Source organism: Parasulfitobacter algicola, assembly GCF_013315265.1.
GTDB classification, from domain to species: domain Bacteria; phylum Pseudomonadota; class Alphaproteobacteria; order Rhodobacterales; family Rhodobacteraceae; genus Parasulfitobacter; species Parasulfitobacter algicola.
Map to the genome: position 1 here is coordinate 98,314 of NZ_JABUFE010000010.1, position 15,332 is coordinate 113,645.

17 protein-coding genes are annotated in these 15,332 nt (G+C 50.4%); 6 read left to right on the forward strand and 11 right to left on the reverse strand.

All coding sequences use genetic code 11. The features are described from left to right. Positions 1-8: 8 nt before the first annotated feature. Genes hisD through HRQ87_RS15315 form a run of 5 tightly spaced genes read right to left on the reverse strand, consistent with a single transcriptional unit; the run spans position 9 to position 4,764 of the window. Positions 9-1,310: a histidinol dehydrogenase gene (gene hisD, locus HRQ87_RS15295; RefSeq protein ID WP_174139312.1), complete on the reverse strand. Its 1,302-nt coding sequence runs from the start codon at positions 1,308-1,310 to the stop codon at positions 9-11. A 24-nt stretch (positions 1,311-1,334) separates the two neighbouring features. Beyond that, positions 1,335-2,387, reverse strand: coding sequence for an ABC transporter substrate-binding protein (locus HRQ87_RS15300; RefSeq protein WP_174139313.1), 1,053 nt, complete (start codon positions 2,385-2,387; stop codon positions 1,335-1,337). Positions 2,388-2,408: 21 nt separating this feature from the next. Further along, the gene (locus HRQ87_RS15305; protein WP_174139314.1) at positions 2,409-3,200 is read right to left on the reverse strand and encodes an ABC transporter ATP-binding protein; all 792 of its coding nucleotides are present in this window, start codon (positions 3,198-3,200) and stop codon (positions 2,409-2,411) included. Beyond that, positions 3,197-3,973, reverse strand: coding sequence for an ABC transporter permease (locus tag HRQ87_RS15310; protein ID WP_174139315.1), 777 nt, complete (start codon positions 3,971-3,973; stop codon positions 3,197-3,199). The genes HRQ87_RS15305 and HRQ87_RS15310 overlap by 4 nt, the downstream gene beginning before the upstream one ends. Further along, on the reverse strand, positions 3,970-4,764 hold the full coding sequence (locus HRQ87_RS15315; protein ID WP_174139316.1) for an ABC transporter permease: 795 nt from the start codon (positions 4,762-4,764) through the stop codon (positions 3,970-3,972). The genes HRQ87_RS15310 and HRQ87_RS15315 overlap by 4 nt, the downstream gene beginning before the upstream one ends. 128 nt (positions 4,765-4,892) lie before the next feature. Between HRQ87_RS15315 and HRQ87_RS15320 the strand changes: the two genes are divergently transcribed. The 4 genes from HRQ87_RS15320 (at position 4,893) to HRQ87_RS15335 (ending at position 8,766) form a co-directional block, all read left to right on the forward strand. Further along, the gene (locus HRQ87_RS15320; protein ID WP_174139317.1) at positions 4,893-5,909 is read left to right on the forward strand and encodes a LacI family DNA-binding transcriptional regulator; all 1,017 of its coding nucleotides are present in this window, start codon (positions 4,893-4,895) and stop codon (positions 5,907-5,909) included. A gap of 65 nt (positions 5,910-5,974) precedes the next feature. Beyond that, a complete protein-coding gene (locus HRQ87_RS15325) occupies positions 5,975-6,628 on the forward strand; it encodes a protein-L-isoaspartate O-methyltransferase family protein (protein WP_174139318.1) in 654 nt (217 codons plus the stop codon). 85 nt (positions 6,629-6,713) lie between these two features. Then, on the forward strand, positions 6,714-8,126 hold the full coding sequence (locus HRQ87_RS15330; protein ID WP_343035330.1) for a TolC family outer membrane protein: 1,413 nt from the start codon (positions 6,714-6,716) through the stop codon (positions 8,124-8,126). A 73-nt stretch (positions 8,127-8,199) separates the two neighbouring features. Further along, on the forward strand, positions 8,200-8,766 hold the full coding sequence (locus HRQ87_RS15335; protein WP_174139224.1) for a hypothetical protein: 567 nt from the start codon (positions 8,200-8,202) through the stop codon (positions 8,764-8,766). Here the strand turns inward: HRQ87_RS15335 and HRQ87_RS15340 are convergent. Beyond that, positions 8,763-10,214 (reverse strand): cobyric acid synthase, encoded by a 1,452-nt coding sequence (locus HRQ87_RS15340; RefSeq protein WP_174139320.1) that lies wholly within the window; start codon positions 10,212-10,214, stop codon positions 8,763-8,765. The genes HRQ87_RS15335 and HRQ87_RS15340 overlap by 4 nt on opposite strands. An 88-nt stretch (positions 10,215-10,302) precedes the next feature. Next, positions 10,303-10,620: a DUF6280 family protein gene (locus HRQ87_RS15345; protein WP_174139321.1), complete on the reverse strand. Its 318-nt coding sequence runs from the start codon at positions 10,618-10,620 to the stop codon at positions 10,303-10,305. Positions 10,621-10,832: 212 nt separating this feature from the next. On the opposite strand from HRQ87_RS15345, the gene efp reads away from it, so the two are divergent. Together efp and HRQ87_RS15355 are read left to right on the forward strand one after the other, a co-directional pair. Next, complete coding sequence (gene efp / locus HRQ87_RS15350; protein WP_174139322.1) at positions 10,833-11,396, forward strand: elongation factor P; 564 nt, start codon at positions 10,833-10,835, stop codon at positions 11,394-11,396. A gap of 157 nt (positions 11,397-11,553) precedes the next feature. Then, the gene (locus HRQ87_RS15355; protein ID WP_174139323.1) at positions 11,554-12,207 is read left to right on the forward strand and encodes a peroxiredoxin; all 654 of its coding nucleotides are present in this window, start codon (positions 11,554-11,556) and stop codon (positions 12,205-12,207) included. Between the two features lie 45 nt (positions 12,208-12,252). Here HRQ87_RS15355 and HRQ87_RS15360 read toward each other — a convergent pair whose 3' ends face one another. From HRQ87_RS15360 to HRQ87_RS15375, 4 genes are all read right to left on the reverse strand, one after another. Then, a complete protein-coding gene (locus HRQ87_RS15360; protein ID WP_174139324.1) occupies positions 12,253-12,540 on the reverse strand; it encodes a hypothetical protein in 288 nt (95 codons plus the stop codon). A 30-nt stretch (positions 12,541-12,570) separates the two neighbouring features. Continuing rightward, positions 12,571-13,248 (reverse strand): PspA/IM30 family protein, encoded by a 678-nt coding sequence (locus HRQ87_RS15365; protein WP_174139325.1) that lies wholly within the window; start codon positions 13,246-13,248, stop codon positions 12,571-12,573. 86 nt (positions 13,249-13,334) lie between these two features. Beyond that, positions 13,335-13,931 (reverse strand): TetR/AcrR family transcriptional regulator, encoded by a 597-nt coding sequence (locus HRQ87_RS15370; RefSeq protein ID WP_174139326.1) that lies wholly within the window; start codon positions 13,929-13,931, stop codon positions 13,335-13,337. A gap of 67 nt (positions 13,932-13,998) precedes the next feature. After that, positions 13,999-15,327, reverse strand: a complete 1,329-nt coding sequence (locus HRQ87_RS15375; RefSeq protein WP_174139327.1) for a class-II fumarase/aspartase family protein — start codon at positions 15,325-15,327, stop codon at positions 13,999-14,001. Positions 15,328-15,332: the final 5 nt, after the last annotated feature.

The following is a 15,332-nucleotide window of genomic DNA, read 5'->3' on the forward strand; positions in this document are numbered from 1 at the left end:
GGTCTGGATCAACCTGATGCAGAAAGATCAAAAACTTCTGTCGGGAAATATTTGGCCAAACGCACATCAGCGGTGCGGGCATGACCCTCCATCCCTTCAAGTCGACTGATCCGGGCACATGCTTGCCCAATATCCCGATTCGCCTCGCGGGTTGATTTTTGCCAGGTCACGGTTTTGATAAATTTACCCACAGAAAGACCACCGGTATAATGCGCAGCCCCTTTGGTCGGCAGGACATGATTGGGGCCTGATACCTTGTCACCATAGGCAACGGTCGTTTCTTCCCCAAGGAAAAGCGAGCCATAATTGTTCAGGCTGGCCAGCCACCAATCCAGATCAGCCGCCTGCACCTGCAGATGTTCTGACGCGTATTCATCAGAGACGCGAACAGCCTCGTCGCGATCATCGCAGACCATAACCTCGCCATAATCCTGCCAGGCCTTTGCGGCGTTTTCCTTGTTCAATTCAGGCAGATCGTCAATCATGCGCGGCACAATATCCAATACTTGCTCTGCCAAAGTGCGATCGGTCGAAATCAGCCAAACCGGCGAATTATATCCATGCTCGGCCTGACCCACCAGATCAGCGGCAACAATCTTGGCATCAGCCGTTGCATCAGCAATAACCATACTTTCGGTTGGTCCAGCAAACATATCAATGCCAACACGACCGAAAAGAATGCGTTTGGCTTCGGCCACGAACTGATTGCCTGGGCCTGCCAAAACGCGGGCGCGGGGCGTGCCAAACAAACCAAAGGTCATCGCCGCAATGCCCTGGACGCCCCCAAGATTAAGAATTGTATCCGCTCCGCACACATCAAGCGCATATAAAATTGCAGGGTGCATACCTTCGCCCGGTTTGGGCGGGGAACAGGCTGAGACATGTTTAACGCCCGCCACTTTGGCAGTGGTGACTGTCATAATCGCGCTGGCAACGTGACTATAGCGACCACCGGGGGCGTAACACCCTGCCGCCAGAACAGGAATTTGCTTTTGACCTGCGATCAGGCCAGGAATAATTTCGTATTCAGTGTCTTTCAGCGATGCTCGTTGCGCTTCGGCAAAGCGGCGCACATTATCACGGGCATAGCGGATATCATCTTTCAGCTTCTGACTCACCTTACCTGCAGACGCCGCGCGGGTCTCGGCCGACGCGATAATCTCGCCATCATACCCGTCAAATTTCATCGTATAAGCGCGGGCGACATCATCGCCGCCCGCTTCAATTTCATCAAGAATGGACTGAACTTTGTCACGCACGTCGCGTTCGCCAGTCGCGGCAGTTTTCGGCGCTTTCTTGAGATATTCCATTCTTAATGCTCCTGTTAAAAAGCGTTACTCGGTCATCGCTGCAAAACTAGCCAACTCGGGTGTATCCTTGACCAGCTGCATGTAGGTGGGATCGATAAAGCTGGACGGGTCCAATTCACTTTCCAGCGTACCTGTGGATGTCATGTACCCACCCAAACCGCCAAACCATTCTTCGGCAGTGGACTGGCCACCATTTTTGGCCATCAGTTCAAGCTGTTCATCAAGCGTGAACATTGGTCGTGTGTCGATTTCGCGAATAAGAAATTCATCAGGCAGTTCAACACCTGTCCGGGCATAAAAATCAGCCATCATGGAAACGGCTTCTTCCTTGTTGTTGCGGATCCAGTTCACACCCCGCAGATAAACAGCCAGGTACTTGGCAACCATTTCAGGATTGGCTTCGGCATAATCACGTCGCGCAATCAATGCACCTGGAACAATGGCGCCCGCATCTTGGCCAGAACACAACAAGGCAGCGCCTGCACGGCTTTCAAGTGTATAGATATTGGGTGCCCAAAGCCCCGCCAGTTTGCCAGTGCCGGTCGCAAAGGCCGAAATAATTTCCTGCTGGTTCAGGTTCACGACCTCAACATCTTCGGGATAATTCAGACCAAAGCTTTCGATACAGGCGGCGGCGGCATATTCCCCAGTTGAATTCGTGGTGACCAATAGCTGCGCACCTTTCAAGCTGCTTGGGTCGGCCCGTATTGCGTCGATCTCATCGCCACGGGCCATCATCGCGTTTCCAGCACTTTCATTATTGGTGATGCCAATTGTAATAATATCAAACCGCGCGGCACCCAGAACAGCGGGCGCTGATCCTGTGCCACCGACATCCCAACTGCCTGCGGCGGCAGCGGCCACTTGTGGCGCGCCAGAGGGGAACGTTGAATAGCTTGGGGCAAGACCAACCTCATCCCACCATCCCTTTTGGTCCGCGACATAATATGGCAATGCCCAGTAAAGTGCGGGCTGATAACTTACATTTACAGCATCCTGAGCGTTGGCCGGCGTCATCACCGGCGCCGCTAGCGCTGTTGCAAAAGCCAATGCCTTCAAAGTTGATTTCAGTTCCATCATGTCCTCCCTAAATTGGACCTATATGTCTTCGCCCATTTCCTCGCGAAGTAACCGCCACACCTGACCGCGAAGATGCGTGAAACTTGGCATCTCCATCACATCATCAATGGGCTCTTCGGACCACTTTTCGGCTTTCCTGGTCGAGGCGACGTCAATCACTTCGCGAATTTTGCCGGGATTGCGGCCCATCACCACCACGCGGTCGGCCAGATAGACGGCTTCTTCTACCGAGTGGGTGATGAACAGGACGGTGCGGGGATTTACATGACTAAGCCGCACCAATTCTTCTTGCATGATTGTTCGGGTTTGCGCATCAAGCGCGCCAAAGGGTTCATCCATTAACAGGACACCAGGATCGGTTGCATAGCTGCGCGCAATCGCAACGCGCTGCTGCATGCCACCAGACAACTGATGGGGATAGCTGTCCTCTGTCCCCTCCATCTTCATAAGCTTCAGATAATGTGCCACGGCTTCATCACGTTCTGCTTTGGAAGCCCCACGCGACCGCATCCCAAAAGTGATATTCTTGCGCACCGTTTTCCATGGAAACAAAGCAAACTGCTGAAACACAACGGCGCGGTCGGGGCCAGGTTTGGTGACTTTTTCACCGCCAACACGCACTTCGCCATCTGTCGGGGTTTCAAGGCCAGCGACCATGCGCATCAGCGTGGTTTTCCCACATCCCGATGGCCCGACAACGGATATGAATTCATTATCATTCACATGAAAATCTATGCCACCGATTGCAGTGAATGGCTTGCCGCCACGTCCGAAAACCTTTGTGACACCGTCAAATTGAATATCGCTCATTTGCCCTCCCACTTGGCACGAACGCGTGCCTCGACGAAGCGCAGCACAAAATCGATGCCCAGTCCGACCAACCCGATGACAAACATTGCTGTCATGACTGTTGACGGACTTAGGTTTGACTGACCCTGCACCATCACATAACCAATGCCCGATGACACCACGATCAGCTCTGCTCCGATCAGCGATTGCCACCCCAACCCTGCTGATATCCTTAAACCCGCGACAATTGAGGGTAATGCACCGGGCAATAGCACCTCTTTTGCGATACGGAATTCCCCGGCACCGTGCGTCTGTGCCGCTTCGATCAAATATGTATCGACCAGACGTGCGCCGCGATATGCGTTGATCACGCATGGCGCGAATGCGCCTGTGAAAATGACCATGATCGGGCCGCCAATACCTGTACCAAACCACAATGCCGCGAACGGAACCCATGCCAGCGGTGCGACATAGCGATATCCTTCGAATAATGGCGTCACGATATCTTCCAAAAGCCGAAATCGCCCCATCATCAGACCAAGCGGCACTCCGATAACGGCCGCCAGGCTAAAGCCACCTAGAAACCGCATAAAGCTGGAAAAGACATGTTCATGCAAAAGATATCCGGCAAAAGGTCGCCCCAAAAGGGTTATCGTGCGGTCAAGAACCTCAAGCGGTGATGGCAGGACAAAGTTTGACACAAGACCTGCCGATACGACCGCTTGCCAGATACCGAAAAACAAAACTAGCCCTGCAACAGACCAGGGCCAAAGCGGTCCATAATCGCGTCTCATGTGGTTCTCCACTTGATGACACGCTTTTCAACCTGCGCCAAAAGGATGGTTGTGAACGCCCCGGCGATTGCAATGACGACCATCGCCACAAGGATCATTGCAGTGTTGATGTCGCGATACGCAGTCGACAAAACGCGACCTAATCCTAAAAAGGCGCCGACAAGTTCAGCCGCAACCAGGGTTGTCCAACTGGCCTGCAACGAAAGGCGAAGGCCGGTAAAGATCATGGGCGCCGCATCAGGCAGGTAAACTTCGGAAATCAGTCTTGACGTCCCTGCTCCGTGTACCTTTGCCGCTTCGACCAATGTTCGATCAACATTACGCACACCTGTGAATGTATTGATGACCGACGGCACAAAGGCCGCGACGAATATAACCAGTATTTTGGACCCATCCGAAAGCCCAAGCCAAACAATCGCCAAAGGGATCCAAGCAAGTGGCGGAATTGGGCGCAGCAAAAGGAAAACCGGATTCAAAAAGGCTTCGATCCGGCGATCATAGCCCATTGCAAAGCCAAGCGGCACGCCAATGACGATAGCCGTGAAAAATCCACAGGCCACAAGCCAAAGACTTTGCAGCGTTTGTTCGATTAATGTACCGCCAGCATACCCTTCGGTCGCCAAGCGTACGAAAGATGCCAGAAAATCCTGGGGCGACGGAAAACGGTATTGACCCACAATACCTGTAACACTGGTCAGAAAGAACCACAGCGCAATGACCACAGCCACCGTTATGACACCGGTTATGGACGATCTTGTGACAACCCGCCCCCAAGGCGTGCGCTTATCCATTCCACCCTTTAACAAGGTTGGCCCCTCCCCCTCGCATCTCACTGTATGCGCTTTCAATAGCAATGTAAGCGCATACAATTCTTGCAATCAAGTCATTTTTTAATCAATCTATAATCCAAGGAGGCGTCATGGCCAAAACCAGCACTCAAAGCGATGTCGCCCAAAGGGCGGGTGTTTCCACCGCAACGGTCAGCCGTGTTCTGAATGGATCAAACCTAGTGCGGGACGACGTTCGCAAGCGGGTCGAAGAAGCCATGGCCGAGCTGAATTATATACCCGACGAATCGGCGCGTAGTCTTGCAACACGCAAGTCCCGCACATTGGGCGCAATCATTCCCACATTGAATAACGCGATTTTTGCTGTTGGCATCAATGCACTTGAACAAGCCGCACGAGAACGTGGATATACGCTTGTCATTTCGATCTCAAACTATGATCCGGACAGCGAGCTTATGCTTGTTCGTCAGATGCTTGAACGTGGCGTTGATGGTTTGATGCTTGTTGGCAATCACCACCATGACGAAGTCTATAGATTACTGAACGCATCAGCAGTTCGACATGTCTGCGGATGGAGTCATAATAACAACGCGCCATCGCCAAACATCGGGTTTGACAACGCGCGCGCAATGCATGCCGTCGTCGATCATCTGGTTGATCTGGGGCATCAGAAAATCGGCGTTCTGGCCGGCATTTGCCAGAATAATGATCGCGCAACTCTAAGACTGGATGGTACACGGCAAAGACTTGAACATCATGGACTAGATCTACCAAAGCAAAGCATCATCCAAATTGCTTACTCAATCCGTGCTGCACGTGCTGCCCTGCCTGATTTGCTGAAATCGGATGTTTCTGCCGTCATTTGCGGCAATGATGTGATTGCATACGGCGCTGTTTTTGCCGCACAGGATGCTGGGCTTCGCATTTCTGAAAACCTGGCTATCACGGGTTTCGATAATCTTTCGCTCTCCAAAGAACTCAGGCCATCCATCACAACAGTGAATGTGCCTGCAGCTGATATGGGAAGCACCATCGCGAATTATCTTGTCGATGCCATCGAAAGCAACCAACCCGTTGCGTCTTGCAAGTTCGAAACGGATCTTTTGGTTCGTGAAACTACGATTGGATCGACGCATAAGATGATCTGACGTTGCTGCGCCTTTTGGGATGTGGCAGAAGCAGACAAACACGTTGCCAGCAAACGAGAAGACAAATGAGCGATTTTGCAGCCCGCCGCACCATGATGGTCGATACACAAGTCAGGCCATCCGATGTGACCAAGTTTCCGATCATCAATGCGATGCTATCGGTGCCGCGTGAAGAATATGTACCAGATGCACAGCGTGAAGCTGCATATGTTGGGGAAAATATGCATATCGGAAATGGTCGCATGATGCTTGAGCCACGGACATTGGCCAAATTACTGGATGCGTTGGCGATCCAGAATGATGAGCTGGTTTTGGATATTGGATGCGGTCTTGGCTATTCCTCTGCCGTTATCGCACATATTGCCGAAGCCGTAGTCGCGATTGAAGATGATGAAATCATGGCCGATGCAGCGCAATCCAATTTATCCGAACAGAATATCGACAATGCCGCTGTCGTCTTTGACCCATTGTCTAATGGTGCGGCCAAACACGGCCCCTATGATGTTATTGTTGTTCAGGGCGGCGTTGAAACCGTGCCCGTACCCATTTTGGATCAACTGAAAGAAGGCGGCAGAATTGCGTGTATTTTCATGCAAGGTGCGCTTGGTCAGGCAAAGATTGGCTATAAAACAGACGATGGTATCAGTTGGCGTTTCATATTCAACGCCACAGCGCCCATACTAAGCGGATTTCAGAACACTAAGGCCTTTCAGCTTTGACATCTGGACAAAGTCACTAAATAACAAAGGAAAGACCCGATATTACCGTTTATTCGGTCGCTTGAAAAGAATGGGTAGGCAGGCAGTGACTTATAAACTTCGTTTTGGAACAGCAATTGTTGCAATCTTTATCGCTGCATCCGCGCAGGCTGAGACGCTTACAGATGCACTGATCGGCGCATATAAAAATTCTGGCCTTCTGGATCAACAACAAGCTGTCTTACGTGCCGCCGACGAAAATGTCGCCGAGGCCCTTGCAGGATTAAGACCTGTTGTAAATTATACGATGAGCGCTGGCTATGGTGGGTCATCTGTTTTTACAGCTACAACAACAGACACTTGGTCTTTGTCCGCGTCACTAGGTATTTCCGCCGATATTACGGTTTTCGATAATGGCCAGACAAAATATGCCGTAAATTCGGCCAAAGAAAACGTCTTGGCCACACGCGAAGCACTGGTATCTGTCGAACAACAGATTTTGCTGCGCGCCGTTAGCGCTTATATGAGTGTCCGTAGCGAAGTTCAGACAGTTGGACTGCGCCAAAACAATGTGCGCGTTATCACCGAACAGTTGCGCGCAGCACGTGACCGTTTTGAAGTCGGCGAAATCACCCGTACCGATGTCGCACAAGCCGAAGCACGACTTGCTGCAGCAAGAAGCAATTTGGCGGCGGCTCAGGGGCAGCTGGCGCGTGCGCGTGAAGAATATCGAAATGCGGTTGGACGCATGCCTGGCAATCTAGCACAACCGCCCGCATTGGCAGGTGTGCCCCAGACAGAACAGGCGGCCACTCAATTTGCTGAACGAAACCATCCGGAAATCCGTCGCGCGCAAAGATTGGTTTCTGCGTCCGATTTGGATGTCTTGCGTGCCAAAGCGGCATTGGGACCGACAGTGGGCGTATCAGCAGGTGTACAACTAGGGCGCGAGCGTGACGGCGCATACGGCCTGCCAACAAATAATGATACCGACACCCGTTCACAGAATCTGTCTATTACGCTGAATCAGCCAATATATCAGGGCGGCAGATTATCCTCTTTGATCCGTCAGGCGATGGCAAGGCGCGATCAACAAAGGGCCGGATTGCATATTGTTGTTCACGATATTCGACAAAATGTAGGAAATTCTTACGCTGATTTACGTGTTGCACGCGCCAGCCTTGCTGCAAGCCGCGAACAGGTTCGTGCAGCGCGTGTTGCGTTTGAAGGGGTTCGCGAAGAAGCCACGTTGGGCGCCAGAACAACATTGGATGTACTGGATGCAGAACAGGAATTATTGAATGCTCAGAATGACTTAATCGATGCGTCCACACAGGAATATGTGGCATATTATAGCGTTTTGTCATCAATGGGTTTGCTGACCGCAGACTATTTGAACCTTGGAATTCAAACATATGATCCCCAAGCATACTATAATCTTGTCAAAGATGGTCCTGTAAATCGCAGCTCGCAAGGGCAACGGCTTGATCGAGTTTTAAGAGCTTTAGGTAAAGAATAAAGGCTTTCTCTTGCCGCAACGGAATTCTGGCGCTAATATGACGCCAAGTTTTTTGCAGGAGCAATATATTATAATGTCGGATCCGGTCACAAATACAGAGATAGAAAATGTTCTGTCTTCGATTCGGCGGCTAGTTGCCGAAGACCCTCAAGTTGTAGCAACCAATAATGGTCCCGCGGAACGTCTGGTATTATCAGATACAGACCGCGTTGCCCAAGCTATGAAGGCGCAAAACGCCATTGGGCAAAGTGACCCGGTGACTGAAAAACAACCTGCAAAACAAGATACGATTATTGATCGTGCTCGCGTTCAGATTGTAGATTTCTCTGATATTAAGGCGCTTGATGGCAAATCTGCTGCGAATCGTACCAAAGTCGAAGCACATACAGTCATCGAAGAAGAAGTGACGACCCAACCATTAGCGACCGTTGAGCAAGAAGATGATTTTGCCGATGATGAGCCTGTAGATATTCTAGCCGAGGAAGTCATTTCAATTGACGAAGAGTCTTTGCGCGACATGGTGGCCGAACTTGTCCGTCAGGAATTGCAGGGCGAACTGGGCGAACGTATCACCCGCAATGTTCGTAAGCTGATCAGACGTGAAATTCACCGCGCATTAGCAAGCCAGGAACTGGATTAAACCGGGCCGGAAAGTTCAAGCAACTTTTCGACATCCATATAATTCTCAAGATGATCTGCAAGATTATCAAGCGTTCTTTCAATATTTGAAAAATGATTGAATATGTTCGCCTTGGCGCCCAATGCATTCAAAAAACATGTGCGGAATTCATCAGAACCAAATAGCCCATGAACATAACATCCGCGAACTTTCTGATTTTCCGAGACGGCCCCGACAGCACGTTGATCAACCATAAGCCAAGGTCTTAGACAATCCGGACCGGTCGTTTCGCCGATATGGATTTCATAGCCTGCGACCGTATTGTTATTTTGAATGTCATAGCCTTTGACCCGCTTGACCTTTTTTTGGGGCGTCATCACTGTTTCGATATCCAGTAATCCAAGCCCAACCTCAGTACCAGCTTGACCCTCAATTCCATCAGGATCATGTACCGCTTTGCCCAACATCTGATATCCACCGCACAATCCCACGACTGCGCCGCCACGACGCACATGTGCCATCAGATCAACATCCCAGCCCTGGGCTTTGAAAAACCGCAGTTCCTCTAACGTAGATTTTGTGCCACATAAAATAATCAGATCAGCATCGCCCGGCAACGGATGGCCAGCATCGATGAATTGCAGCTGAACCGACGGGTCTGCCGCCAATGGATCCAGATCATCAAAATTTGCAATACGCGACAGACGCGGCACAACAACCTTAAATGCGCCCGTCCCCATTGATCGCACATCAAGTGCGTCCTCTGCTGGCAATAACGCAGCATCGTTAAACCACGGGATAACCCCAAGACATGGCCAATTGGTTCGCTTTTCGATCTCGGTCACGCCATCAATAAAAAGACTGACATCACCACGGAATTTATTAACGCAAAAGGCCACAATCTGATTGCGGTCAGTATCGCTTAGAATCGAATGCGTTCCGACAAGCTGTGCAATTACACCGCCACGATCAATATCGCCAGTTAGAACAACAGGAACATTTGCAGCAACTGCAAACCCCATATTTGCAATATCACCATTACGCAGGTTGATTTCAGCAGGACTGCCAGCCCCTTCTACAAGAATCAGATCAGTCGTTTTTGCCAATCTGTGAAAACTGTCCATAACCTTTGATAAAAGCTTAGGCTTAGCATCCGTATATCCAAAGGCGCGTATTGTGCCCGTCCATTTGCCTTGCACGATGACTTGCGCGCCTGTCTCACTTTCTGGTTTCAGAAGAACCGGATTCATATCCACAGATGGTTCAATACCCGCAGCCAAAGCTTGCAACGCTTGCGCACGCCCTATTTCACCGCCACATTGCGTGACCGCTGCATTGTTCGACATATTCTGCGGCTTGAATGGGGCGACTTTTATACCACGGCGCACCGCAGCGCGTGCAAGGCCAGCAACCATCATGGACTTTCCAACATTAGATCCAGTTCCCTGGATCATAATCGCCTTTGCCATAGCGGTGTCCCGTGTATCTTGGTTTTGATGTGCCAAACGCAAAACGACCCCACAAAGGGGCCGTTTGCAATAACAAAGTCAGTTCAGATCAAGCAGCTTCTGCTTGCGCTGCATTTCTACGTTCGCTTTCTTCACGGCTAAGCGCCACAGATGTCCGAACACCTTTAGACACAAAATCCATCAGGCCAGCCACAACACGTTCGTTTGGGTCGATACCAGCACATGACAGAACTTCGCGTCCATCTCGTGACCGGGCCCAACGAGCGATCTGCTCAGGTCCATTACCATATTTCTTGTCATCGGCAATTGCATCATCAAGCGCGGCCAAAACAACCGCTGCAAACAATTTACGAGACCGGTTCCCCTGCTCATTGTTGAATGCTGTGCCGTCAACGAAATCTCTCATTGCGCGTCCTTATTCTTGCTCTTGCATTTTTGGCTAAAGGCTAGATACCACCTAAATGCTATGATTCGGGTTTCCTCATTAGGAATGTCTGCTATGCATATAACGCATAAGTCGACAGTTTGTTCCACATGATTTAGCCAGCTTGCAAGGTTATAACCCGCAAGATATAGGTGCTGTCAACTTTTCTTCAACCTTTTGACATGGTTTAGACAATGCCCAAAATAAATGGAAACGAAATTCGTCCTGGAAATGTTCTGGAACACAATGGCGGTCTTTGGTCTGCCATCAAGGTGGATCACGTCAAACCTGGCAAAGGTGGGGCGTTCGCACAGGTCGAATTGCGTAATCTACGCAATGGATCAAAATTGAACGAACGCTTCAGATCAGCGGACAAAGTTGAGCAGGTCCGGCTCGAACAAAAAGACCAGCAGTTTTTATACGAATCCGAAGGCATGCTGGTTTTCATGGACACTGAAACCTATGAACAAATCGAACTGCCTGCCGATATCCTGGGCGACCGTCGGATATTCCTGCAAGATGGCATGACTGTCGTCATTGAATATTACGACGCAGAAGCTTTGAACGCCACCTTACCACAAAAGGTAACCTGCAAAGTGGTTGAGACCGAGCCGGTGATCAAAGGTCAGACGGCTGCCAAAAGTTTTAAGCCCGCCATTTTGGACAACGGGTTTAAAATCATGGTCCCCCCGTTTGTGGGTCAGGATGAAGATATCATCGTGAACACTGAAACGATGGACTATTCAGAACGCGCCTGATCTTTTGGCTTGTCCTGATTTTCAGATGAATATGGAACAGTATCATCTTTTGACTTCTTTGGTCAGAACAGTTGATCCTTATTTCGACCCTACGCTGGCTAGTACCACAGCAATACGTATCTAAAGACCAAGATCACACACTTAAAGGAGATCCGATATGGGTTTGCGCATAAACGATACAGTCCCCGATTTTACGGCTGAAACAGATCAGGGAACAATCAGCTTTCATGATTGGATCGGGAACAGTTGGGCGATTTTGTTTTCTCACCCCAAGGATTTTACACCGGTTTGCACAACCGAATTCGGCGCTGTGGCGCAACTGGCTGATGACTGGGCCAGCCGAAATACCAAAGTTATCGGTGTTTCTGTGGATGGTGTCGAAGATCATAAAAAATGGAAAAACGATATTGAAGGATACGCTGGCGCCACAGCAGGTTTTCCGATTATCGCAGACGAAGGTCTGAAGGTTTCAAAACTATTCGACATGCTTCCAGCCGAGGCATATCTGCCCGATGGACGCACCCCGGCCGACAGTGCGACTGTGCGGTCTGTATTTATCATTGGGCCTGACAAGCAGCTGAAACTTTCCATGACATATCCGATGACAGTGGGGCGCAACTTTGGCGAAATTCTTCGTGCATTGGATGCCTTGCAAGCCACGTTGAAACATGGCGTCGCCACGCCTGCAAACTGGACCGTAGGTCAGGATGTGATCATCCCGCCGTCAGTGAATGATGCTGATGCGAAAGCAAAGTTTGGCGATTTTGATGCGGTTCTGCCTTATCTGCGTAAAACCAAAATCCCAGGTTAAATAAAAAGGCCCCGCAGTGATTGCGGGGCCAATTCATTTCGTCGTTTACGCGGCTTTGTCAGCAGTTACAAAGTCTTGCAATATTCTTTCATTTTTCGCTGTTTCAAGCTGTTGAATGCGATCTTCGCGGATCTTCTCGTCGAAGCGATATTTCACGAAATTCACCAAGCTTAACGACAGCATTAACACACCAATACCCCAAAACCCCTTGGTCGATAGTGGCACATCAGGCGACATATACAGCGATAGTCCAAGCATTCCATATGCAATTGCCACACCCGCCAGGTTGAAAAGCATAATCACTGTGTTGTCTGATGTTTTTTGTCCGATCATGTTCGGTCTCCTTCGGTTTAACTGATTGAATTATTTCTTGGCCTTAAGGCGGTCCAGAACGTCCTTGGCGGTTGATTTATTGGCGGATCCAAAGCCCTGATCGGCCATGCGGCTGGCAAGCGTTTCGTGGTTCAGACCTTGATCAATTTCGTGCAAAATCTCTGACTGTTCGAACGGATCATCACGTTGCAGAACACGGGCAATCAGGTCTTCGGCCTCTTCAATGCTGGACGTGCTGGTAATCGTTGTATTCAATTTTGATTGCATGTCCTGTTCGCGACGCACAGCGCGTGCCGTAATCGCACCCTGCTTCAGGTCAATAATTCTGCGCTGTCCAGCTTCAACCGATTGACGCAGCCGAATGATCTTGTGATCCAGTCGTTCAACAGTCTGCTGACGGATTTCCAACTCATTTTCCATGTTTGCAATGGCGTGGGCAGCCTCGCTTGCAAGATCTTCACGCTCGGCCTCAAGCGCTTGGATTGCGCGTTGGATCATATCTTCAACACGGCTTTTCAGCCCGTCAACCTGACGCATTTCAGCACGATGCCGTTGAATAATGCTGGCCAAAGTGCCTTTGGCAGCCTTCAAGCTAGCTTCGGCTTCCCGGATTTTCTGATCAATAAGCTCAATCGCATAAGTATCTCTTACACGTTCTTCTGCGCGCACATTTGCGCCTGTAATTAAAGTTCTAAATGTTGCGAACATCTGTCGCTCCCTATTCTGAACATTGTTCATGAAAAGGTATATAAATACTTTTGAACGCGCTTCAAGAAAAATGAACGGCGTTCAGGTTATTTTTCTGTGACCTTGCGTAAAACCATTTCAATCATGCGTTCCAATTCTTCGGTCGGCACAGCAGAAATGCGGCGTTCAAGGCCAAGCAATACAATACCGTGCACTGATGAAAACAAGGAACGCGTCATTAACGCCAAATCCGTTTCTGACATATCCGGAAATACCTGCTGCAACGGCTTATAAATGAACTGAAACAGTCGCTGCAATTCGGCCATATACCAATCGGGCACATCGCGGTCGATTGACATCTGTAAATCAAAAAGCGTGCGCCATTCGTTTTTATGTTCAGAGGCGAAATGCAGATACGCATGGCTCATCTTGATCAAAACATCAGTTGGCGACAGATCATCTTGATCTTTGATACTGGCAGCCACTGTTTTGCCGATCCGGCTGAATGTACGCCCATTCACGGCAATAATGATATCGTTCAGATCACCAAAAACATTATAGATCGCACCCACCGCACATTCCGCCTCGGTCGCCAGATCACGGGCGCGAACATGCGTAATCCCACCCTCTGAAATGCGTTTTTCAGCAATCTCAATTAATCTGACGCGCAGATCTTCACGGCGTTTTTCAACTTTCCCGGCCATCTTATCCCCACAATCTGAACCATGTTCACCCCTAAAGCGTGACAGAAAAGAAGGAAAGAAAAATCGGCTATAGCTGTTTGACGTCCTCTGAAAACGATCTGGCCTCGGCAGGGGCCTGCCCCACTTGCCTGCTTTGATCAAAAGCATGCGACAGATCAAATTCGGGCCATTCCTGTGTTGCCAGGTCTTTAAAAGATGTATTCGTTTCCATTACTGCCTTGCACAGTTCTTTGACTTTCATCTGCGCCTCTGGTCGTGGCATGTGGTCTGTCAGTGCAAAGCTAAGTGCTTCAGCATAGATCAGGCCCAATCCAGAATCCAAACCTGCTGCCATATGATCCGGCAATGGACTCAACTGCGATACGATCTGATCTGATACGGTCAATGCCCGCGCCAAACCCATGCACATCTGCGGCAAGCTCATCCATTCTGTCATCCAAGCGGCCCCATCGCGTTGTTCACGATGTATTGCAGCACCCTGAACGGCGCTGTTCAGCGCAACAACATGATTTGCAATCGCGACAAGCACGTTTGGCATGACCGGGTTTTGTTTTTGTGGCATGGTCGATGACCCACCTGATAGCCCGATGCTGACCTCTGGCATATGGGATCGCGACAGGAAAATCAGATCTTCGCCCATCTTGGCCAAACATACAGTGACCTGAGTCATCCATGCCGCAAACCCCGTAATTCCGTCGCGCGCGCTGTGCCAACTGCCACCCGGGTCGCTAAGATCAAGCGCTTGGGCCAGGGCTTTGCGCACATCAGGACCCTTTGTTCCCATGGTCGACAATGTCCCCGCAGCACCCGCAAGGCTGACATTCAGCAAATCAGACCGCAGGGCAGGCATCTTGCCCTGCAACCGCAGCAATGGCCGCCCCCAACCTGCCGTCACGGCCCCAAAGGTCGTCGGCGTCGCGACTTGCCCCCATGTCCTGCCTGCCATCACAAGGTCTGCATGCGTGTCAGACAGCTGGCCCAGATCACGCAAAACTGCACGCAACCGCACTTCAAATATTGTCAGAACCTGCCGCAGGCGCAACACAAGACCTGTGTCTATAATGTCTTGCGACGTCGCACCCCAATGAATATATTGCGCGTGATCCGGGGACTGCATTTCCTTGCGAAACGCTTTGACAAGCGCGGGAACCGCAACGGCACTTGTGCCTGTTTCAGCAGCCAACGCGCCAGGGTCGATCTGGATCTCAAGGCTGGCGCGGTGAATGGCCTGCGCGCTGAGTTCCGGAATAATACCAAGCTTACCTTGCACTTTGGCCAAAGCCCCTTCGACCAGCATCATCGCACGCACCTCGGCGGTATCGCTGAACAAACGGCCCACATCAGCGTCACCAAACAGATCACGATAAAGGGAACTGTCATAAACGCTAGCCGCCATCGGTT